Genomic DNA, 20,715 nt, shown 5'->3' with positions numbered 1-20,715 from the left:
GTCGAGGTGTCCGGTGCCGATTCAACCTTCCACGCCGGGAGCATCGGGAACCCGGGCCTCGACCGGTCGAGTGCGGGCGGGCCCTCTCGGGACCGCCCCCTCACACGCTGAGCGCCTCACGCACCGTCCGCTCCGCCTCCTGTCCGCCCTCGCCGAAGGAGGTGACCCGGCCGGCCTCCAGGACGTAGTACCGCTGCGCCGCCCGCATCGCGAAACCGACGTGCTGCTCGACCAGCAGCACCGAGAGACCGCCCCGCGCCGCGAGGGCGAGGATCGTCTCCTCGATCTCGATGACCACCGAGGGCTGGATGCCTTCCGTCGGCTCGTCGAGAAGAAGCAGCCGGGGTTCCGTCACCAGGGCACGGGCGATGGCGAGTTGCTGGCGCTGGCCGCCGGAGAGCAGCCCGGCGCGCCGGCCCGAGAGGGCGCGAAGCGCGGGGAAGAGGTCCAGTGCCTCGGCGACCGCCGTCCTGCCGCGAGGCCGCCCGTCGGCGACCAGCTGGAGGTTCTCCGCGGTCGTGAGGTGCGGGAAGGCCTGCTGCCCCTGGGGCACGTAGGCCATGCCGCGGGCCACCCGTTCATGGGGCCTGCGGCGGGTGATGTCCTCGCCGTCGAGACGGACGGTGCCGCTCTGCGGGGTGAGCAGCCCGACGGCCGTTCGGAGCAGGGTGCTCTTGCCGGCGCCGTTGTGTCCCAGCACCGCCGCCACGCCGTCGTGCGGGACCTCGACGGAGACCCCGTGCAGGACCGAGCTGCGGTGGTAGCCGACGCGTACGTCGTCGATCTCCAGCATCATGTCCGCTCACACCTCCCGCACGGCGACGCCCGCGGCGGCCTCGTCCACCTGGGTCCGGTCGCCCGGAGCCCCGCCGTCCAAAGTCCCTCCGGGCGGTGTCCCACCGATCGGAGGCTCGGCGGTCGGCGTGTCCGCCGCGTGCCCGAGGTACACCTCCTGAACCTTCGGATCCGCCTGCACCTCGGCCACCGTCCCCTCGCTCAGCACCCTGCCCGCGTGCAGCACACTGACGCTGCGGGCGAAGGAGCGCATGAAGTCCATGTCGTGCTCGATGACGACGACGGTCCGCTCCCGGCTGATGAGCTCCAACAGCTCACCGGTGGCCTGCCGTTCGTCGTGGCTCATGCCCGCGACCGGTTCGTCCAGCAGCAGCAGCCGTACGTCCTGCACGAGCAGCATCCCGATCTCCAGCCACTGTTTCTGACCGTGGGCGAGCGTCCCGGCCGGGCTGTCGGCGAGGTCCGTCAGACCCACGGTCTCCAGCGCGCGGGCGACAGGCTCCGGCACCCCCTTGCGGCGGCGCAGCATCGTCAGCATGCTCCGACCCGCGCCCGCCGCGATGTCCAGGTTCTGAAGGACCGTCAACTCGTCGAAGACGGTGGCGGTCTGGAAGGTCCGGCCGATTCCCGAGCGGGCGATCCGGTGCACGCTGCGTCCGAGGATGTCCTCGCCCCCGAAGCGCACCGACCCCCGCGCCTTCACCAGGCCGGTGACGGCGTCGACGAGGGTCGTCTTGCCCGCGCCGTTCGGCCCGATGAGGAAGCGCAGATCACCCGGGCGCACATCGAGGTCGACGCCGTCGACGGCGGTGAACCCGTCGAAGGAGACCCGCAGTTGGCGTACCTCAAGACCTGAGAGTTCACTCATACCTTTTCTCCCACAGGAAGGGCGGGTGCCTTCTCGTCGAGGCGCGGACCGTCGGCCGGCGCAGAGGACGCGCGCCGGCGCCGTACAATCCCCACCAGCGAGGCGAGGCCGCCCGGCAGGAAGGCCAGCGCCACGATGAACAGCAGGCCCTGGAAGTAGGTCCAGGCCGCGGGGAACTCCTCCGACAGCGCCGTCCTGGCCCAGGCGACCCCGACCGCGCCGAGTACCGCGCCCACCAGGACCGACCTGCCGCCGACCGCGGCACCGATGACCAGCTCGATGGACGGCACGATCCCGATCAGCGCGGGCGAGATGATCCCGACCGCGGGAACGAACAGGGCGCCCGCGAGCCCGGCCATGCCGGCCGCCACGACGTACGCGACGAGCTTCACGTTCGCCGGGTCGTATCCGAGGAAACGCACCCGCTCCTCGGAGTCCCTTACGGCTACCAGGAGTTCGCCGTACCTGCTGTTGATCAGCTGGCGGGCGACGGCGATGAGCAGGAGCAGGGCCGCGGCGATGACGAAATACACCATCCGCTGGTTGACCGGATCGTCGAGGTCGTAGCCGAAGAAGCCCTGGATGTCGGTGAGTCCGTTGGTGCCGCCGGTGGTGGCCTGCTGGCCGATCAGCCAGATGGCGAAGGCGGCTGCGAGGGCCTGGCTGAGGATCGCGAAGTAGGCGCCCTTCACCCGGCGCCGGAAGATGAACGACCCGAGGATCGCCGCGACGCCCATCGGCAGCAGCACCGTCGCCGCCAGCGCGAAGACCGGATTGGCGAACGGCTGCCACCACCAGGGGAGTTCGGTGGCCGTGCCGTACAGCTGCATGAAGTCGGGGAGGTTGCCGGGACCGGCGTCCGCGATCTTCAGATGCATGGCCATGGCGTACCCGCCGAGCCCGAAGAAGACGCCCTGCCCGAGCGTGAGCAGTCCGCCGCGCCCCCAGGCCAGGCAGATTCCCACGGCGACCATCGCGGTGCACAGGTACTTGGCGAGCAGCCCGAGCCGGAAGTCGGACAGCGCGACCGGGGCCACCGCGAAGAGCACGACGGCACCCACGGCGAAGCCCGCCGCCGGGCGCGCGGCGGTGAACCTGCCCTTGGCGCGCGCGAGTTGCTTCGATGCCGGGGGAGTGGTGGTCATACGAGACTCCTCGTACGCAGCGTGTACAGCCCCTGCGGCCGCCACTGGAGGAACGCGACGATGGCCACCAGGACCAGCACCTTCGCGACGCTGACGGTGGTGGAGTACTCCAGAACGGACTGGAGCACACCCAGGACGAAGGCGACGATCACGGTGCCCTTGAGCTGTCCGATGCCGCCGACCACGATCACCAGGAAGGCGTCGATGATGACGTTGGTGCCCATCGTGGGCCCGATCGGACCGACGAGGGTCAGGGCGACTCCGGCGACCCCGGCGAGCCCGGACCCGATGAAGAACGCGGTGCGGTCGACGCGTCCGGTGGAGATGCCGGAGACCTCGGCCAGATCCCGGTTCTGCACGACGGCGCGGATGCGCCGCCCGAGCGGCGTCAGCCGCAGTGTCAGGGCCAGCGCGAGAACCGCCGCGAGCGCCAGGGCGAGAATGAACAGGCGGCTGTTGGCGAAGGTGAGCGGGTCGTCGCCGCCGATGACGGTGATGTTCCCGGTGAGGACGTCGGGCGCGCGGGTCTGCACATTGGGGGCGCCGAAAATGTCACGGGCGAGTTGCTGGAGCATCAGTGAGACGCCCCATGTGACGAGAAGAGTGTCGAGTGGCCTGAGATAAAGACGCCGGATGAGCACCCATTCAAGGAGCGCGCCCAGCGCCCCCGACACGAGAAAAGCGACGGGAAGCGCGACGAGCAGCGAAATCCCCGCGCCGGAAATGGACTTCTGAAGGACATAGGTCGTGTAGGCGCCGGCCATGATGAACTCGCCGTGGGCCATGTTGATGACATTCATCTGGCCGAAGGTGAGCGAGAGGCCGAGCGCGATGAGCAGCAGAACGGCACCGATGCTGACGCCGGTGAACATCTGCCCGAGGATCACGGTCATGCGGCTGCTCCGGGGAGGCGGGACGCGGGGGCCTCTTCGCGAGGGGCCCCCGCGCGCGGGTGATCAGGAGAGGCCGGCGGCCCAGTCGTAGCCCTTGAGGAAGGGGTCCGGCTTGATCGGCTCACCGGAGTCCCAGACCTGTTCGATCAGTCCGTCGTGGCCGATCCTGCCGATGCGGGCGGTCTTGTAGATGTGCTGGCTGGCGCCGTCCACGGTGACCTTGCCCTCGGGCGCGTCGAAGGTGATCCCGTCAGAGGCGGCCTTGATCTTCTCGGGGTCGAAGGACTTCGCCTTCTCGACCATCGCCTTCCACAGGTGGACCGAGGTGTACGCGGCCTCCATCGGGTCACTGGTCGGCTTGTCCTGGCCGTACTTGTCCTTGTACGCCTTCACGAACTTGGTGTTCGCGGCGCCCGGAGTGGTCTGGTAGTAGTTCCAGGCCGTCAACTGGCCCTCCAGGTACTGCGCCCCGATCGACTTGACCTCCTCCTCGGCGATCGACACGGAGACGACCGGCATGGCCTTGGCGGTCAGGCCCGCGGACTTGTACTCCTTGAAGAAGGCGACGTTGGAGTCGCCGTTGAGGGTGTTGAAGACCGCGTCCGCCTTCGACGCCTTCACCTTGTTGGCGATCGTGCTGAACTCCGTGGAGCCCAGCGGTGCGTAGTCCTCGCCGAGCACCGTCATGCCGTTCGCCTCGGCGTACGCCTTGATCTCCTTGTTGGCGGTGCGCGGGAAGACGTAGTCGCTGCCGACCAGGTAGATCTTCTTCTTGCCCTGGCTCTCGAGGTAGTCGAGCCCCGGGATGATCTGCTGGTTGGTGGTCGCTCCCGTGTAGAAGATGTACGGGGACTCCTCAAGTCCCTCGTACTGCACGGGGTAGAACAGCAGCGACTTGTTCTTCTCGAAGACCGGCTTGACGGCCTTGCGGCTCGCGGAGGTCCAGCAGCCGAAGGTGGCCGCGACCCGGTCCTGCGAGATCAGCTTCTGCGCCTTCTCGGCGAACGTCGGCCAGTCGGAGGCGCCGTCCTCGCTGACCGGCTTGATCTGCTTGCCGAGCACGCCGCCCGAGGCGTTGATCTCCTCGATCGCCAGCTTCAGCGAGTCGCGTACGGTCACCTCGCTGATCGCCATGGTGCCGGACAGCGAGTTGAGCAGGCCGACCTTGACGGTGTCGCCGCTCACGTCCGCCTGCGCGGCCTTGTCGGACGTACCGCCCGCGTCGGTCTTCGCGCCGCACGCGGAGAGCGCGACGACGGCCGCGAAAGCCACGGCGCCGGCCGCCATCCGGCGTCGGAGAATACGGGAACCACTGGAATCGCCGGCACCATTTGAACCGTGTGAACCGCTGGACAAAAGAACCCCCTCGGGCTGTGGAGGAGACGACCTCCTGAAGTGCGGTCCACAGCCTCAAGTCACCCTGTTTCCAAGGCGTTTCAGGACACTTTCCCAGCCGTATCTTCCCGCTCTCATGGAGTCGTGGCGGAGCCCTCATGGGGAAATAGCGGGGCATTCGGGGGATGTTCGCCGGGCAACAAAAAAATGCCCGGGGCGGAATTCGACATGTGAATTCACAATTCGCCCGAGGCATTCTGATTACTTCCTGTGGGAAGTATCTTGGCGCGGGCGCGGCCATGTCAAGGGCGGGAACCGTGAAGGTCGAGCTGGGCGACAACGTCGAAGCCGACACCGTCCGCCCGTGCCAGGTAGATGCGCTGGCGGACATGGCCGCCCCGCAGGTGGAGCAGCCCGCGCGGACCCTCGTACGACACCGTCTCCGCCGCCGCCCCGATGTCCGCCACGTCGAGCGTCCTGGCCCGCCCGATCAGCGCGGCCAGCAACAGCACGCCCTCGTAGCAGGATTCGCCCAGACTCCCCAGCGCCGGCGCCTCGACGCCGAACCGTCCGGCGTACCGGCCGTGGAAGTCGAGGGTGTCCTGGTTGGCCAGCGAGGCGAAGAACCCGGCGGTGCTGTAGAGGTCGACGGTGGCGCTCGGGCCGCTCGCCATCAGCATGTTCTCGTCCATCAGCGTGCTCAGCCGCAGACAGCGCGCGTCGAGACCGGCGGCCGCGAACGCCCGGTTGAAGCGGACGGCGTCGCTGCCGACGAGCAGCATGAGCACACCGTCGGCGTCCGACCGCTCGACGCGGCGCAGCACCGCGTCGAAGTCGTGGGTGCCCAGGGGGAGATACACCTCTCCCTGGATCCTGCCGCCGGCCTCCCGCGCGTAGGCGTGCGCGGCCCGGGCCGTACGGCGCGGCCACACATAGTCGTTGCCCACCACGAACCAGCGCCGCACCCCGCGCTCATGGGCCAACAGGCCCATCGCCGGACGCAGTTGATCGCGAGGCGTCTCGCTGGTCAGGAACACCCCCGCGGTGTTCTCGCCGCCCTCGTAGAGCGCCGTGTAGACGTACGGCACCCGATGCGCGATCCTCGGCGCCAGCGCCTGCCGTACCGAGGAGATGTGCCAGCCCGTGACGCCCTGCACGACTCCCAGGTCCACCAACGCCTCGACGTGCGCGGCGACTTCGCGCGGTCCGCTGCCGCCGTCGACGGGCAGCAGTCGCAGCTCCCTGCCGAGGACGCCGCCCGCGCGGTTGACCTCCTCGGCGGCCAGCTGTGCGCACAGTTCGCAGGTCGGTCCGAAGATCCCAGCCGACCCCTGCATGGGGAAGACGAGCGCCACCCGGAACACGGAGTCGTCTGCCGTGAACCAGTCGGGCGGAGATGGATCGTCCCGGAACATGGCGTCATGATTTCGGGTCCGCCCGGTGAACTCCAGTCCGTCTCATACCATGTACAGCCCCGGGACCGAGGAGCAGGATGCCGACCCCACCTCCGCGTCAGCCCCAGGAGCTGGCACACCTCCTGACGCGGGCCGAGCGGCTGGCCGCGCGCCGGCTCCAGAGCGTGCTCGACGAGGACGGCTGCTCGCTCGACGCGTGGCGGGTGCTCGCCCTGCTCGGTGACGGCCAGGGGCATCACATGACGGCGATAGCCGAGGCCGCCTTCCTGCCGCCCCCGACGCTGACCAAGCTCGTCGACCAGCTCGTCGACCAGAACCTCGTCCACCGCCGGGTCGATCCGGCCGACCGGCGCCGCATCCTCGCCCACCTCACCCCGCGCGGACAGGCGTACTGGCGGCGGCTGGACCGTGCGGTCGGCGCCCGCTGGCCGCTGCTCAGCGACGGTGACGACGAACTGCTGCGGGCCCTGCTGGCACGCCTGGCGGACACGCTCGAAGGGGCGGACACCGAGACCGCTCTCTGACACCCTCCGTCCCGACATGGTCGCGGAGGGTCTTCCCGCGTACCCGGAATTTATTTGGGCAGGTGAAAGGTTGGTATATGCATCCAGCTGGACCTCGCGCCCGACGTCCAGCCACCGAGTACACCGCGCGGCGGCCCCACCCGTCCGCGCCAGACCAGCGAGGCACCGTGAACCACTCCACCCCCGAGCCGCCCGCCCACGTCGTCTCCCGGCTCCGTGCGACCTTCCGCTCCGGCCGTACCAAGCCCGTCGCCTGGCGTACGACCCAGCTGCGCCGGCTGCGCGAGCTGCTCACCACGCACGGCGAGGACATCGCGGCCGCCCTCCACGCGGACCTCGGCAAGAGCTCCACGGAGTCCTTCCGTACCGAGATCGACTTCACCGTGCGCGAGATCGACCACACCCTGGACCACCTCGACACCTGGCTGCGCCCCGAGCCCGCGCCGGTCCCGGAGCGCCTCGGAGACGACGCGAAGGCGTGGACGCAGTACGACCCGCTGGGCGTCGTCCTGGTCATCGCGCCCTGGAACTACCCGGTGCAGCTTCTGCTGACCCCGTTGCTCGGCGCCCTCGCCGCCGGCAACGCGGTGGTCGTGAAGCCCAGTGAGCTGGCCCCCGCCACCTCGGCCGTCCTGGCCCGGCTGCTGCCCCAGTACCTCGACACCGACGCGGTCGCCGTGGTCGAGGGTGCGGTTCCGGAGACCACGGCCCTGCTGGCCGAGCGCTTCGACCAGATCTTCTACACGGGCAACGGCACGGTCGGCCGCGTCGTGATGCGCGCCGCCGCCGAGCACCTCACCCCCGTCGCCCTCGAACTGGGCGGCAAGTCACCGGCGTTCGTCGACCGGGGCACCGACCTGGCCGTGGTCGCGGACCGGCTCGTCCGCGGCAAGTTCCTCAACGCCGGGCAGACCTGCGTGGCGCCCGACTACGTCCTGACCGACCCCGAGACCGCGGGTGCGCTGGAGCCCGAGCTCGTGCGGGCCGTCGAGGCGGTCTTCGGCGCCGAGCCGAAGGCGTCCGGCGAGTTCGGACGGATCGTCAACGAGCGGCACTTCGACCGGCTGACCGCGCTGCTCGGCTCCGGCCGCACCGTCACCGGCGGCGAGAGCGACCGCTCCCTCAAGTACATCGCGCCGACCGTGCTCGCCGACGTCGACCCCGAGTCGCCGGTCATGGCCGAGGAGATCTTCGGTCCGATTCTCCCGATCGTCACGGCGGCGGACCTCGACGCGGCCATCGGCTTCATCAACGACCGCGACAAGCCGCTGGCCCTCTACGCCTTCACGGACTCGGACGTCACGCGGCGGCGGCTCGCCGCGGAGACCTCCTCCGGCGGCCTCGGCCTCGGTCTGCCGCTCGCCCATCTGACCGTCTCCGACCTGCCGTTCGGCGGGGTCGGCGAGAGCGGCATGGGCAGCTACCACGGGCGCTACTCCATCGAGACGTTCAGCCACCGCAAGGCGGTGCTGGAGAAGCCGCTCGCCTGACACGGCAAGCGTGACGAATGACGCGGGCGGTGGTCCGGCCGGTTCCCAACCGTCCCGGACCACCGCCTAGTCGACGTGTCGGCAGGTGTCGGAAATCCCCCGCAACGGGCGTGGCCTCCCGTGCCGTCCGATGTCCGCCGGTTCGCTGCCAACGTTGTCGGCCGGGATTGGTCTGGACCCTTGACTGGTACAGACCAAAGGGGTTGAGTGTGCTTCCACACCCCCCACCACGGCCGCCCCCGACGCCGTGTCCGGCCCGACCGGCGCGTGCGGACAAGGCTCTGCCCCGCATTGCTCTTGGCCGGGCGCGGCCGTGCTCCGAAGAGGAGTTGATCCTGTGTCGAGGCGTCGCATCTCCGCGGTCATGGCCGCCGTCATCATCGGAACCGCCGCACCGGCCCTCCTGCCGGCCACGAGCGCTTCCGCCGCGGCCTGTTCGAGCTACCCGAGCTGGGTGGCCGGCAAGTCGTACGTCACCGGCAACGTCGTCCGCTACACCGACGGCAAGGCCTACATCGCCGAGCACGACAACCCGGGCTACGACCCCATCATCAGCACCTGGTTCTGGGAGCCCTACGCCTGCGACAGCGGCCCCGGAAACCCCGTCGGCAACTTCGTGGTGACGGAGGCGCAGTTCAACCAGATGTTCCCGGGCCGGAACTCCTTCTACTCCTACGGCGGTCTGACCGCCGCGCTCGGCGCCTACCCGGCCTTCGCCAACGCGGGCAGTGACACGGTGAAGAAGCAGGAGGCGGCGGCGTTCCTGGCGAACGTGAACCACGAGACCGGCGGGCTTGTCCACATCGTGGAGCAGAACACCGCCAACTACCCGCACTACTGCGACTGGGGCCAGTCCTACGGCTGCCCGGCCGGGCAGGCCGCCTACTACGGGCGCGGTCCGATCCAGCTGAGCTGGAACTTCAACTACAAGGCCGCCGGTGACGCGTTGGGCATCGATCTGCTCAACAACCCCTGGCTGGTGCAGAACGACTCCTCGGTCGCCTGGAAGACGGGCCTGTGGTACTGGAACACCCAGTCCGGGCCGGGCACGATGACCCCGCACAACGCCATGGTCAACGGGGCGGGCTTCGGCCAGACCATCCGCTCCATCAACGGCTCCCTGGAGTGCGACGGCCGCAACCCCGCGCAGGTCCAGAGCCGCGTCGACGCCTACAACCGCTTCACCGGCATCCTCGGCGTCAGCCCCGGCGCCAACCTCTACTGCTGACCCCGGACCGGTCCGCGTGACCGGATTCGGAGCGCGTATCCGGCCCGGCGAGTCCTGTGCGAAGCTGCCGCGATGACCTCAGAGCAGATCACCGCGGCAGCCGCGGGCACCTGGAATCTCGGAGATCTGCCCGTCAACCGCATCGGGTTCGGCGCGATGCGGCTGACGGGCAGCGCGGCCTTCCACCACGGAGAGCCGAGCGACCGCGGGCGCTCGACGGCCGTGCTGCGGCAGGCGATCGAACTCGGCGTCAACCACATCGACACCGCCGCCTTCTACTTCTCCTCGCTGCGTTCCGCGAACGAACTGATCAACAGCGCGCTCGCCCCGTACCCGGAAGGCCTGGTCATCGCCACGAAGGTGGGGCCGCACCGTGAGTTCTCCGGAGAGTGGGGCACCGCCGCCAGGCCGGACCAACTGCGCGGCCAGGTCGAGGAGAACCTGCGCCAGCTCGGCCGTGACCACCTCGACGTCGTGTACCTGCGCCGGATGCGGCAGGACTCCATCGCGGAGCACTTCGGCGCGCTCGCCGAACTGCGGGACGCCGGCCTGATCCGGCACCTCGGCGTCTCCGGGATCGAGTCCAGGCACCTCGCCGAGGCGCGGGCCATCGCGCCCGTGGTGAGCGTGCAGAACCAGTACGGTCTCGACTTCCCGGACCCCGAGACCGACGCCGTGGTGCGGGCCTGCGGCGAACAGGGCATCGCGTTCGTGCCGTTCTTCGCCATCGCGGGCAAGGGTGGCGCGCGGGGCGCGAGCGGCACCGCGGACGACGAGGTCGCCGCCGTCGCGCGTGCGCACGGCGCGACTCCCGCGCAGGTCCGGCTCGCCTGGACGCTGCGGCAGGGCCCACACGTCCTCGCCATCCCCGGCACCGGGAACCCGGACCACCTCACGGAGAACGTGGCCGCGGGCGCCCTGCGGCTCACCGACACCGAAACGGCCCGCCTCGACGCGCGCCACACGCGAGGGAAGTGAGCCGACCCGCCCCTTCACGAGCCGCTTCCCGGCCGCTCGCACCCTCACTCAGTAGCTGAGTGGGCCCACACAGATAGTGTGCGACTCGGCGTCTTCCTGGTCGAGGTCCACCGTGACACCCGCGGGTTCGAGCGTCCCGCGTATGCGCTGCCTGATGGGCTCGCTGAGGTAGTTGTGGTGCAGGTCCAGTCTCGTGAGGTGGGTCAGAGGTTGGCCGTGGAGAAGGGCGGCCGCGCCGTCGTCGGTCAGGGTGCCCATGGACAGGTCGAGCACCTCGAGTCGGGCGACCACCGGGGCGGACGCCACGGCGGCGGCGACCTCGTCCTGGATCTCGCTGTTGCGCAGGGCCAGGTGCCGCAGCCGGGGCAACCGGGCATCGGTCAGGATCGGCTCCAGATCGGCGGCCTCACAGTCGGCTCCGAAATCCGAGCCGCCCAGCCACAGGTCGAGGTGCTCCAGCGCGGGCAGTTCGCTCGCCCCCACACCGCGGACGACGTTCACCGGCAGACCACTGCTTTCCACCGTCAGTCTGCGCAGCGCGTCGTGGCGCAGGGCGGGGAACTCCAGCCTCAGTATCTGTCCCAGGCTGCTGCCTTCTCCCGCGCGCACGCCGAATTCCTCCAGTGCGGGGAAGCCGGTCAGCAACGGTGTGACGTCGGTCTGACTGATCCGGGAGATGTGACACTCCTGGTCCGTGATGTCCCCCAGAAACACCGACCGCAGGGCGGGCATCCGGTCACGCACGGCCAACAGCGCTTCGATGACCTCGGACGGATCGGTGTCTTCCGGGTCCTCCCAGCACCCGACGATCAGAGCGCGGACCCGCGTGATGTCGACTTCGGCGCAGAAACAGTCGAAGGCCTCCACCCACAGGTCCTCGGATTTCCACCTCTCGTGGCCGATCCGCCAGGCCACGACGTCGGGTTCGGGCAGCCCTGTTCCTTCGCCGGGCGAGGGAAACGTGAAGGCAGGGAGGCCGTACAGCTCGTCGAGGTGGCTGTCCTGGGTTCTCATCCGGGCTGCTCCTGCCGTGCGATGTGTCAGGGGGTGGCGCGTGCAGCAGTTCTACCAACAGCGACTGACAACGTGCCGGTGCGACCGGTGGCCCGGGAGCCGGCCCAGAAACCGCGCGGCACGCTCGGCGGCGCGGCGCCGAAAGGTGCGTACCCGCAAGCTCCCCGACCTCGCGGTGCGTCTGCCGGCACGCTTCGACCCCGGCGACCCCGGCGACCCCGGCGACCGCGCCGTACCTGGGCCGCAGGCACCCGCACTCCGTGGGCGAGGCGCGGCAGCCCCTCGTGGCAGCCGCGCCGCGACCCTCGCCGACCGCGCACGGAGTCTCGCCGCGGTCTCGCCGCCGACCAGGTGGTGCAGGTCCACCACAGTCAGGCGGGCGGCCCCTCGGGGAGGCTCAGGAGGTTCAGCCCAACTGCTCGCGCAGGAAGGCCACCGTGCTCTGCCACGCCTTCTCGGCCGACTCGGGGTCGTAGACGCTCGGACGTCCGTCGTTGAAGAAGGCGTGCTGGGCGGGGTACAGACGCAGGTCCGCGGTGATGCCGGACTGCCGCTCGATCGCCTCGCCCAGGCGATCGAGGCTCTCCTCGGGAATGCTCGTGTCGAGTTCGCCGTAGTGGCCCTGCACCTGTGCCTTCAGGCCGGAGAAGTCGGGCAGTTCGCCCCGGATGACACCGTAGAACGGCACCGCCGCGGTGACCCGGGGATCCGCCGCGGCCAGGTACAGGACGAAGCCGCCGCCCATGCAGAAGCCGACCGAACCCACCGTGGCGGAGGTGACCTCGGGCAGCCCGAGAAGGTGGTCGACCGCGCCGGAGAGCAGCTCCACCCCACGCGACACCGGCAGCTCCTTCATCATCCGCAGCGCCTCGTCGCTGTCGTGGGCGACGTTGCCGCCGTAGAGGTCGGGTGCGAGGGCCACGAAACCCTCCGCCGCCAGCCGGTCCGCGACGTCCGCGATGTGATCGGTGAGACCCCACCACTCCTGGATGACGATCACGCCGGGCCCCTGCCCGGACGGCGGCAGCGCCAGATAGCCGTGCGCGGTGTCCCCGGCGCTGGGGAACGTCACGTTCTGACGGGCGGGGGCGCCGGTCGACTTCGGCAGCTCGGACATGGCGGTCAACTCCTGTGGGGGTGGCGTCAGGTGGGGCACGGCGGGACCGGCCCCGAGTCGATCTCCACCATGCCACGGCTACCTGGGCCCGCTTCTCCCGGCCCGCGGCTCCGCCGATCACCCGCCCCGCCGGAATGACGTACCCTACGTGTTACGTATAACCCCTGACTCCTCGGAGGGACCCTGATGAGACGCGTCGCCCTGGTCACCCTCGTGGTCGACGACTACGACGAGGCGATCCGCTTTTACACCGAGGCCCTCGGCTTCCGGCTCGTCGAGGACACTCCGCGGCCGGACGGTTCCCGCTGGGTCGTCGTCGAACCCGGAACGGGCGGCGAGGACGCGGCGGGCCACGGCACCGGGCTGGTGCTCGGCCGCGCCAAGGACGAGGCACAGCGAGCCCGGGTCGGCGACCAGACCGGCGGGCGCGTGGGCTTCTTCCTGCACACCGACGACTTCGCCCGCGACCACGACCGGATGCGCGCGGCGGGCGTGACCTTCCTGGAGGAGCCGCGCCACGAACCGTACGGCTCGGTCGTCGTCTTCGAGGACCTGTACGGCAACCGCTGGGACCTGCTCCAGCCCGCCCCCGACGCCTGACCCATCGAACCGACCTGCCGAGGAAACACACGCATGACCGCGCCCCGCACCGATATCGACACCATCCGCCGGCTCCCCAAGGCCGTCCTGCACGACCACCTCGACGGCGGCCTGCGCCCCGCCACCCTCGTGGAGCTCGCGGACTCGGTAGGCCACACCCTGCCCACCACCGACCCGGACGCCCTCGCGGCCTGGTACTTCGAGGCCGCCAACTCCGGTGACCTGGTGCGCTACATCGCCACCTTCGAACACACCCTCGCGGTGATGCAGAGCCGCGAGGGGCTGCTGCGCACCGCCGAGGAGTACGTCCTCGACCTGGCCGCCGACGGCGTCGTCTACGGCGAGGTCCGGTACGCGCCCGAGCTGATGCTGAACGGCGGACTGAACCTGCCCGAGGTCGTCGAGACCGTGCAGGAGGGCCTGGCGGCGGGCATGGCCAAGGCGGCCGCCGCCGGCACCCCGGTACGTGTCGGCACGCTGCTGTGCGGGATGCGGATGTTCGACCGGACTCGGGAGATCGCGGACCTCGCGGTGGCCTTCAGGGACGGCGGCGTCGTCGGCTTCGACATCGCCGGCGCCGAGGACGGCTTCCCGCCCGCCGACCACCTGGCCGCCTTCGAGCATCTGCGCCGCGAGAACGTGCTGTTCACCATCCACGCCGGTGAGGCCCACGGCCTGGCCAGCATCCACCAGGCACTCCAGGTCTGTGGGGCCCAGCGCATCGGCCACGGCGTCCGCATCACCGAGGACATCGTGGACGGCAAGCTCGGCCGCCTCGCGGGCGTGGTCCGCGACCGCCGGATCGCCCTGGAGATGTGCCCGACGTCCAACCTCCAGACCGGCGCGGCGGCCTCCATCGCCGAGCACCCCATCACCGCCCTGCGCGACCTCGGCTTCCGGGTCACCCTCAACACCGACAACCGTCTGGTGTCGGGGACGACGATGACCCGGGAGATGGCGCTGCTGGTCGAGGAGGCGGGCTGGACGGTACGGGACCTGCGCACGGTCACCGTGAACGCCCTCAAGAGCGCCTTCATCCCGTTCGACGAGCGCAACGCCCTCATCCGAGACGTGGTCCTGCCCGGCTACGAGGCCGCGCTCTGAAAGCCGTCCGGCCGTCGCCTCCGCGGTACTAGACCAGCCCCCGCACGTACGCCGCCTGGCCGACGTGCTGGAGATCGTCGGCCACCACGCTCACGAGGCGCACGCTCAGGGTGACCGGCGGGTCCCAGCGCTCGTCCACCACGCGTTCCAGGTCCTTGGCGGCCGATCCGCGCAGGAAACCGAGCGTCTGCTCGTGCACGGCGTCGTAGTACCCCAGTAGCAGGTCGCCCGAATCCACCCGGACCTGGGCGACCTGCTCGGGTGTGTGCCCGTATCCGGTGTCCCCGTCGGGGAGCCCCAGGGCGAAGCGGTCGGCCCAGCCCTCGGCGAGCCAGACCTGTTCGAGGCCGGCGGCGTCGGCGACATGGTCGTCCTGGACGCGGGTGAGGTGCCAGATCAGCCAGGAGATCGAGTTGGCGCCGACGGCGGGCGGGGTGTTGAGGCGGTCCGGAGACAGCCCGTCGACCGCGGTGTGCACCTCTTCCTGGATCCGGCTGTACGCGTCGATGAGGATGTCCTTGGCATGCATGTGTCCACCATCGCGCATCCGGCTCCCTCGTGCGAGGCACTCCGGGAGTTGTCAGACCCTCTCGTCCGGGGCGTCGAGCAGGACCATCAGGGCCCGCGCCGCCGGGCTGGTGGCGTCCACCGGAGGCAGCATGGCGACGGTCTCGTACGACGCCTCCATGACGCCCTTGAAGGGGAGGGCGGTGAGACCGCCGGCCTCGCGCTTGACGCTGAAGTGCCGCGGCACGACGGCTATTCCGAGGCCTTCCTGGACGAGTTCGAGGAGGCTGTGGACGTCGTTGACCTCAAGTGTCACCGTCCGGTGGACGCCCGCCGCGGCGAAGGCCGCGTCGGTGGTGAGGCGCGGTCCCCAGTCGGGATGGAAGTCGACGAAGTCCTCGCCGCCCAGTTCCTCGGGCGTGAGGACCGCGGCGGTCGCCAGCCGGTGCGTCGGATGGCAGAGCACGGTCATCGGTTCGCTGGTCAGCGGCACCGAACGCAGCTGGTCGGTGTCCGCCTGGGTCCGCACGGCGAAGGCCAGGTCGAGCCGCCCGGCGGCGACCTCCTCGGCCAGGGCCCCGGACCCCGCCTGCCGCAGGCAGATCTCGACGTCGGGATGGCGACGGCGGAACGCGGCGAGGAGCGTGGCCACGTGCACCCCGGCGATGCACTGTTCGGCGCCGAGGGTGAGCGAGCCGCGCAGCACGCCCTGGACCGCCGCCACGGCGTCGTGGGCCGAGCGCACCTGAGCCAGGATCCGCTCCGCCTCGCCGAGCAGCGCCCGCCCGGCCGCCGTGAGCGTGACGCGGCGGGTGGTACGGACGAACAACGGGGCCTGGAGCTCCCGTTCCAGGGCGCGGATCGAGGACGACAGGCCCGACTGCGACACCATCAGCCGTTCGGCCGCCCGGGTGAAGTGCTGGTCCTCGGCGACGGCGACGAAGTGCTGGAGATGGCGCAGTTCCATGAGGCGCAAGGGTAGCCGCCGCCCGGCAGGCCGGCGGCGTCGTCGATCGAGCCGATTGAGAAGCACCGGCGCTGAATCTCATCCGATTCTCCCGTTGGACCGTTGCCCCGGCCGCGCGCGAGAGTGGAGACCTGATTTTCCCGGCATCTCAGGAGTCCACGTTGTACACCGCACACACCGACCGCTACGCGGACATGCCCTACCGGCGCACCGGACGCAGCGGTCTGAAGCTCCCCGCGCTGTCGCTCGGCCTGTGGCACAACTTCGGCCCCGACCGGCCCGCGGAGACCCAGCGTGCGATCCTGCGCCGCGCCTTCGACCTCGGCGTCACCCACTTCGACCTGGCGAACAACTACGGCCCGCCGCCCGGCGCCGCCGAGTCCGCCCTCGGGGAGGCCCTGAAGGCGGACTTCGGGCCCTACCGCGACGAGCTGGTCATCTCCACCAAGGCCGGCTACCTGATGTGGCCGGGCCCGTACGGCGAATGGGGCTCGCGCAAGTACGTGCTGTCCTCTCTCGACCAGAGCCTGAGCCGCATGGGCCTCGACTACGTGGACATCTTCTACTCGCACCGCCCCGACCCGGAGACTCCCCTGGAGGAGACGATGGGCGCCCTGCACTCGGCGGTCCAGCAGGGCAAGGCGCTGTACGTCGGCGTCTCCAACTACTCGCCGGAGCAGACCCGCGAGGCCGCCCGCATCCTGGGCGAACTGGGCACCCCGCTCCTCATCCACCAGCCGCGCTACTCGATGCTCGACCGCCGCGCCGAAGAGCTCCTGGACACCCTGGACGAGCTGCGGATCGGCTCCATCGCCTATTCGCCGCTGGACCAGGGGCTGCTGACCAGCCGCTACCTCGACGGGATCCCGGAGGACTCGCGGGCGGCGAGCGACAGCCCGTTCCTGACCGCGGACACGCTCACCGAGGACCTGGTGGCACAGCTGCGGGCCCTCGACGAGGTCGCCAAGTCCCGTGGCCAGTCGCTGGCCCAGCTGGCGCTGGCCTGGGTGCTGCGCGGCGGCCGGGTGACCTCCGCGCTCATCGGCGCGAGCAGCACCCGGCAGCTGGAGGACAGCGTGACGGCCACCCGCGCCCTGGACTTCGACCCGGAGGAGCTGGCCCGGATCGACGCGATCCTCAAGCCGGCCGGTCAGTGAGACGCTCGCTGAGCTCCCAGAGCCGGTCGGCCGCCTCGGGGTCGACGGCGTAGGGCAGCACGCCCGCGTTCCAGGACCTGTTCATGAGGGTCCAGGCGCGCCCCTCCTCCAGTGACATGGGGGGTGCGACGTCGCTGTTCTCGCAGTACAGGCCGCCCAGGGAGTCGAGCAGGGGGCTGGTGGCGCACCAGACACTGGTGGCCGCTCCCTGCTCGACGGTCTTCAGCTGGCGTGCCGGGTCCAGCACCGGCCGCCCGTCGTCGTCGAGCACACCGACGGCCTTGAGATCCTCCTCGGCGAGGTACTTCTTGAGGTTGGTCTCGACGATGCTCCCCGGGTGGAGGGAGAAGGCCCGCACCCCCTCGGCCTTCGCGCGGGCGTCCAGGCCGACCGCGAACAGGATGTTGGCCGTCTTGGACTGGCCGTAGGCGGCCCAGCGGTCGTACTCGCGGCGCTCGAAGTGCGGGTCGTCGAACACCACGGGGGAGAAGCGGTGTCCCCAGGAGGACACCGAGACGACCCGGGCCCCGCCGGCCAGCCGCAGCGCGGGCCGCAGCCGGGCGGTCAGCTGGAAGTGGCCGAGGTGGTTGGTGGCGAACTGCGCCTCGTAGCCCCGTGCGTCGCGCGTCAGCGGGGTCGCCATGATGCCCGCGCTGTTCACGAGGATGTGCAGCGGTCGCCCCGAGGTGAGGAAGCGCTCGGCGAAGGCGTCGACGGAGGCGGGGTCGAGCAGATCCATCGCCTCGACCTCCACGCCGTCCACCCCCTTCAGCGCGGCCCGCGCCCGGTCGGTGTCCCGCGCCGGTACGACGACCTCGGCACCCGCCGACCGCAGCACGCGCGCGGTCTCCAGGCCGATACCGGAATAGCCTCCGGTGACTACGGCGACCCTGCCGGTCAGGTCGAGGCCCTTGATGACGTCCTCGGCGGTGGACGCGGCGCCGAAGCCGGAGTGCAGGGGTTCTTGGACGGTGGTCATGACTCGGATCTCCTTCAGTGGCTGTCCCCGCAACCGTATGACCGAAGATCCGGACGATGAATGCTTGCGAGTCCGCATTACTTGCGCGATAGTACGGATATGCCTGCCGATCCGCTGTCCGACACCCTCGCCCTCACCGACGCCCGGTGTGTCGTCTCCGGCGGGTTCACCGCCGGCGGCGACTGGGCCCTGCGCTTTCCCCGGCCCGGCCGGCTCAAGATCACCGCGGTGGTCCGGGGGAGGTTCTGGGTGGCCCTCGACGGCCTGCCCGAAGCCGTGCTGCTGGAAGCCGGTGATGTGGCCGTCTTCGACGGCGGCCGGCCCTTCGTGATCTCCAGCGATCCGGCGCTGGAGCCGTCCGACGCCTCGACGCTCTTCGCCGACGCGGCCGGACCCATGGTCCGGCTCGGCGACGGCGCGGACGTCGTCTCCATCGGCGGCCATGTCGAACTGGGGCGCTCCGGCGAGGAGTTGCTGCTGCACGCGCTGCCGCCGCTGATGCACGTCCGCGCCGCGGCGGACGAGGCGCCCGTGTTGGGCTGGCTGCTCGACCAGCTCGTCCACGAACTGACCGCCGGGCACGCCGGGGCCGACTTCGCGTCCGACCAGCTCGCCCAGCTGATGTTCGTCCAGGTCCTGCGCGCCTACCTCGCGGACGCCGACGCGCTCCCGGCCGGACGGCTCAGGGCCCTCGCCGACGACCGCATCGCCCCCGCCCTGCGCCTGATGCACGCCGAGCCGGGCCACCCCTGGCAGCTGGAGGAACTCGCCAGGGCGGCGTCGATGTCGCGGACCACCTTCTCCGAGCGCTTCCGGGCGGTGGCCGGCGTGCCGCCCCTGACCTACCTGCTCGACTGGCGGATGAGCCTGGCCCGGCGCGCCCTGCGGGACGGCGAGTCGTCGGTGTCCGCCCTCGCCCAGCGGGTCGGCTACACCTCGGAGAGCGCGTTCAGCAACGCCTTCAAGCGCACGACCGGCATCGCTCCGAAGCGCTACCGTGACGCGGCCCGAGCGGCGGCCACGTCCTGAGCCGTAGGAGCCGGTGCGTCAAAGGCCTGCACCGAGCACGGGATCGCGTCACCCGTTGAGCCGCTCCTCCAGGTGTACCGTCACCGTCGCGCCCTCCTCCTTCCCGATCGCTCGGCGCACCTCGGCCTTCACCGGCAGCATGTGGGTGCCGTCTCCCAGCGCCATGAAGGAGCTGCGGAAGGGATGGCCGTCGATGGTGCCGCTGACCTTGACCAGTCCGCGGGTCCCGAAGAACGCGACGGACTCGGGCCATTTCACATAGGTCCAGCTGCCGGCTTCGGGACGCTTGCGCAGGACGGCGGTGAAATACGCGTCCACCTTGCTCTCGGTGCTCATGGGCCTCTCCCTCTCCGCGGTGTCCTGCTCAAGGGACTCCCGCGGGCCGGGAAACTCATCGCCGGGCCGCGGCGGTCACGGAGCCGGGACGCGGTCAAGGAATCCGTGCACGCTCCGGATGCGGTCCTCGTCGTCGAGGGTGATCACGTCGAATCCGGCGACGGGCGCCGAACCGTCCGCCTCGTCGACCAGCTCCCAGCCGAAGCGGGCGATGTCGTGATGTCCGTCGACCGGGCCCGCGAGGCGGAAGGCGAAACCGGGGAACCGCGCGTGCGCCGCGGCGATCACGGCGGCGAGCTGCTCGTGGCCGCGGACCTCGGCCAGCGGGTCGGTGTAGCCGCCGTCCACGGCCCACGCGGCGGCGACCGCCTTCGCGAGCGCGTCGCGCTCACCGGCGTTCCAGGCCTCGAAGTAGCGGGTGACGGCACTCTCGTATCGGTCGTTGCTTGCGGACATGGTTGCTCAGCCTCCATCGGGACGGGTTCGCACTGGTCGGGGCCCGGATCCAGTGGGCGGTGCGCCGCTGGGATCCGGTACCGCAACCATGCCCGGGGGCCCTTCGAGCCGTCGATTACCTCCGAGGTAAGGCAGGCACGGTGCGTTTCGGCCAACGGCGGCGTCGAATATGCCAGGAGACTGGCTGGAATGGCGTGGTGACAGAGTGTCAGGAGTGGCGATACTCAAAACACGGGCAATTCAGCCAAGCCCGTACAGCGCCATCATGCACCGCAGGCGAGCCGCAGGGAAAGCGAGGCAGTACCGGCAGCGAGTGACGCGATGGGGGAGCGATCGTGCACGACGAATTTCTGTGCTATGTCACCGCCTATGGAATATGCGGCGGTCAGCGCGTCGGCGTACCCCTGGGCACGTACCGCGCGCCCACCCTGGCGCTGGCGCTGTGGTGGATGCGGGACCGTGCCGCGTGGATGGCGGAGCGGCTGGACCCGCAGCCCGAGGATCCGACCTTCCCGCCGAACTCGATCGCGCCGGTGGGCTCGACCGTCCCGGACGTGCCGACCGTGCTGCGGGCCTGGTGCGGCGACACGCTGCAACAGGAGCTGGTGGCCGAGGAGTTGGCCGCAGGCAAGCTCGTCCGCATCGCCACCAACGACGACACCACCGAGTACGAGCTGATGGCCGAGTCGGTGGACGCGCGCCGCATGCAGCGGACCGCGGCCGTGCTCGGCACCTCGGCGGCCTGACCGCGGCTCGGACGCCGCCGCCCTCCCTTCCT

The 20,715-nt window shown here is 70.4% G+C and carries 22 protein-coding genes; 9 read left to right on the top strand and 13 right to left on the bottom strand.

Going from position 1 to position 20,715, the window contains the following annotated elements:
• Positions 1–100: 100 nt before the first annotated feature.
• From urtE to ACIP79_RS36380, 6 genes are all read right to left on the bottom strand, one after another.
• Positions 101–793: an urea ABC transporter ATP-binding subunit UrtE gene (gene urtE / locus ACIP79_RS36405; protein ID WP_383687756.1), complete on the bottom strand. Its 693-nt coding sequence runs from the start codon at positions 791–793 to the stop codon at positions 101–103.
• Between the two features lie 9 nt (positions 794–802).
• Positions 803–1,663 carry an urea ABC transporter ATP-binding protein UrtD gene (urtD, locus tag ACIP79_RS36400; protein ID WP_401230649.1) on the bottom strand — a complete coding sequence of 287 codons (861 nt, stop codon included), beginning with the start codon at positions 1,661–1,663 and terminating at the stop codon, positions 803–805.
• On the bottom strand, positions 1,660–2,808 hold the full coding sequence (gene urtC, locus ACIP79_RS36395; protein ID WP_401230646.1) for an urea ABC transporter permease subunit UrtC: 1,149 nt from the start codon (positions 2,806–2,808) through the stop codon (positions 1,660–1,662). Before urtC ends, urtD begins: the two co-directional genes overlap by 4 nt.
• Positions 2,805–3,701: an urea ABC transporter permease subunit UrtB gene (gene urtB / locus ACIP79_RS36390; RefSeq protein ID WP_401230643.1), complete on the bottom strand. Its 897-nt coding sequence runs from the start codon at positions 3,699–3,701 to the stop codon at positions 2,805–2,807. The genes urtC and urtB overlap by 4 nt, the downstream gene beginning before the upstream one ends.
• Before the next feature lie 63 nt (positions 3,702–3,764).
• Positions 3,765–4,988 (bottom strand): urea ABC transporter substrate-binding protein, encoded by a 1,224-nt coding sequence (gene urtA, locus ACIP79_RS36385; protein WP_401230641.1) that lies wholly within the window; start codon positions 4,986–4,988, stop codon positions 3,765–3,767.
• A 350-nt stretch (positions 4,989–5,338) separates the two neighbouring features.
• Complete coding sequence (locus ACIP79_RS36380) at positions 5,339–6,451, bottom strand: substrate-binding domain-containing protein (protein ID WP_401230640.1); 1,113 nt, start codon at positions 6,449–6,451, stop codon at positions 5,339–5,341.
• Between the two features lie 77 nt (positions 6,452–6,528).
• Here ACIP79_RS36380 and ACIP79_RS36375 point away from each other — a divergent pair, with 77 nt between their 5' ends.
• From ACIP79_RS36375 to ACIP79_RS36360, 4 genes are all read left to right on the top strand, one after another.
• On the top strand, positions 6,529–6,975 hold the full coding sequence (locus ACIP79_RS36375; RefSeq protein ID WP_401230638.1) for a MarR family winged helix-turn-helix transcriptional regulator: 447 nt from the start codon (positions 6,529–6,531) through the stop codon (positions 6,973–6,975).
• Positions 6,976–7,052: 77 nt separating this feature from the next.
• Positions 7,053–8,465, top strand: coding sequence for an aldehyde dehydrogenase family protein (locus ACIP79_RS36370; protein ID WP_401230635.1), 1,413 nt, complete (start codon positions 7,053–7,055; stop codon positions 8,463–8,465).
• 337 nt (positions 8,466–8,802) lie between these two features.
• Positions 8,803–9,693: a glycoside hydrolase family 19 protein gene (locus tag ACIP79_RS36365; RefSeq protein ID WP_401230633.1), complete on the top strand. Its 891-nt coding sequence runs from the start codon at positions 8,803–8,805 to the stop codon at positions 9,691–9,693.
• 72 nt (positions 9,694–9,765) lie between these two features.
• The gene (locus ACIP79_RS36360) at positions 9,766–10,671 is read left to right on the top strand and encodes an aldo/keto reductase (protein ID WP_401230631.1); all 906 of its coding nucleotides are present in this window, start codon (positions 9,766–9,768) and stop codon (positions 10,669–10,671) included.
• 48 nt (positions 10,672–10,719) lie between these two features.
• Here the strand turns inward: ACIP79_RS36360 and ACIP79_RS36355 are convergent, their stop codons facing one another.
• Both ACIP79_RS36355 and ACIP79_RS36350 read right to left on the bottom strand, forming a co-directional pair.
• Complete coding sequence (locus tag ACIP79_RS36355) at positions 10,720–11,685, bottom strand: STM4015 family protein (RefSeq protein WP_401230628.1); 966 nt, start codon at positions 11,683–11,685, stop codon at positions 10,720–10,722.
• 406 nt (positions 11,686–12,091) lie between these two features.
• Positions 12,092–12,802 carry a dienelactone hydrolase family protein gene (locus tag ACIP79_RS36350; protein ID WP_401230625.1) on the bottom strand — a complete coding sequence of 237 codons (711 nt, stop codon included), beginning with the start codon at positions 12,800–12,802 and terminating at the stop codon, positions 12,092–12,094.
• A 186-nt stretch (positions 12,803–12,988) separates the two neighbouring features.
• Here ACIP79_RS36350 and ACIP79_RS36345 point away from each other — a divergent pair, with 186 nt between their 5' ends.
• A complete protein-coding gene (locus ACIP79_RS36345) occupies positions 12,989–13,402 on the top strand; it encodes a VOC family protein (protein ID WP_401230623.1) in 414 nt (137 codons plus the stop codon).
• A 33-nt stretch (positions 13,403–13,435) separates the two neighbouring features.
• Entirely contained in the window at positions 13,436–14,506 is a 1,071-nt protein-coding gene (locus tag ACIP79_RS36340) for an adenosine deaminase (protein ID WP_401230621.1), read from the top strand.
• 28 nt (positions 14,507–14,534) lie between these two features.
• On the opposite strand, the gene ACIP79_RS36335 is transcribed toward ACIP79_RS36340, so the two are convergent.
• Both ACIP79_RS36335 and ACIP79_RS36330 read right to left on the bottom strand, forming a co-directional pair.
• Complete coding sequence (locus ACIP79_RS36335) at positions 14,535–15,035, bottom strand: DUF664 domain-containing protein (RefSeq protein ID WP_401230619.1); 501 nt, start codon at positions 15,033–15,035, stop codon at positions 14,535–14,537.
• Positions 15,036–15,086: 51 nt separating this feature from the next.
• Positions 15,087–15,980: a LysR family transcriptional regulator gene (locus tag ACIP79_RS36330; RefSeq protein ID WP_401230617.1), complete on the bottom strand. Its 894-nt coding sequence runs from the start codon at positions 15,978–15,980 to the stop codon at positions 15,087–15,089.
• A 161-nt stretch (positions 15,981–16,141) separates the two neighbouring features.
• Here ACIP79_RS36330 and mgrA point away from each other — a divergent pair, with 161 nt between their 5' ends.
• On the top strand, positions 16,142–17,137 hold the full coding sequence (mgrA, locus tag ACIP79_RS36325; protein ID WP_383689538.1) for an L-glyceraldehyde 3-phosphate reductase: 996 nt from the start codon (positions 16,142–16,144) through the stop codon (positions 17,135–17,137).
• Here mgrA and ACIP79_RS36320 read toward each other — a convergent pair.
• On the bottom strand, positions 17,118–18,116 hold the full coding sequence (locus ACIP79_RS36320; protein WP_401230613.1) for an oxidoreductase: 999 nt from the start codon (positions 18,114–18,116) through the stop codon (positions 17,118–17,120). The two genes, mgrA and ACIP79_RS36320, sit on opposite strands and share 20 nt — an antisense overlap.
• 99 nt (positions 18,117–18,215) lie before the next feature.
• On the opposite strand from ACIP79_RS36320, the gene ACIP79_RS36315 reads away from it, so the two are divergent.
• Positions 18,216–19,145, top strand: a complete 930-nt coding sequence (locus ACIP79_RS36315) for an AraC family transcriptional regulator (protein ID WP_401230612.1) — start codon at positions 18,216–18,218, stop codon at positions 19,143–19,145.
• Positions 19,146–19,193: 48 nt separating this feature from the next.
• On the opposite strand, the gene ACIP79_RS36310 is transcribed toward ACIP79_RS36315, so the two are convergent.
• Both ACIP79_RS36310 and ACIP79_RS36305 read right to left on the bottom strand, forming a co-directional pair.
• Complete coding sequence (locus tag ACIP79_RS36310; RefSeq protein WP_401230609.1) at positions 19,194–19,481, bottom strand: DUF1905 domain-containing protein; 288 nt, start codon at positions 19,479–19,481, stop codon at positions 19,194–19,196.
• A 75-nt stretch (positions 19,482–19,556) separates the two neighbouring features.
• Positions 19,557–19,937 (bottom strand): nuclear transport factor 2 family protein, encoded by a 381-nt coding sequence (locus ACIP79_RS36305; protein ID WP_401230606.1) that lies wholly within the window; start codon positions 19,935–19,937, stop codon positions 19,557–19,559.
• A gap of 335 nt (positions 19,938–20,272) precedes the next feature.
• Here ACIP79_RS36305 and ACIP79_RS36300 point away from each other — a divergent pair, with 335 nt between their 5' ends.
• A complete protein-coding gene (locus ACIP79_RS36300) occupies positions 20,273–20,683 on the top strand; it encodes a hypothetical protein (RefSeq protein WP_387186738.1) in 411 nt (136 codons plus the stop codon).
• Positions 20,684–20,715 lie beyond the last annotated feature (32 nt).

This window comes from Streptomyces sp. NPDC088747 (genome assembly GCF_044751025.1).
In the GTDB taxonomy this organism is placed as follows: Bacteria; Actinomycetota; Actinomycetes; order Streptomycetales; family Streptomycetaceae; genus Streptomyces.
Note: the sequence above shows the minus strand (reverse complement) of the source record. Positions and strands in the feature narration are given on the sequence as shown.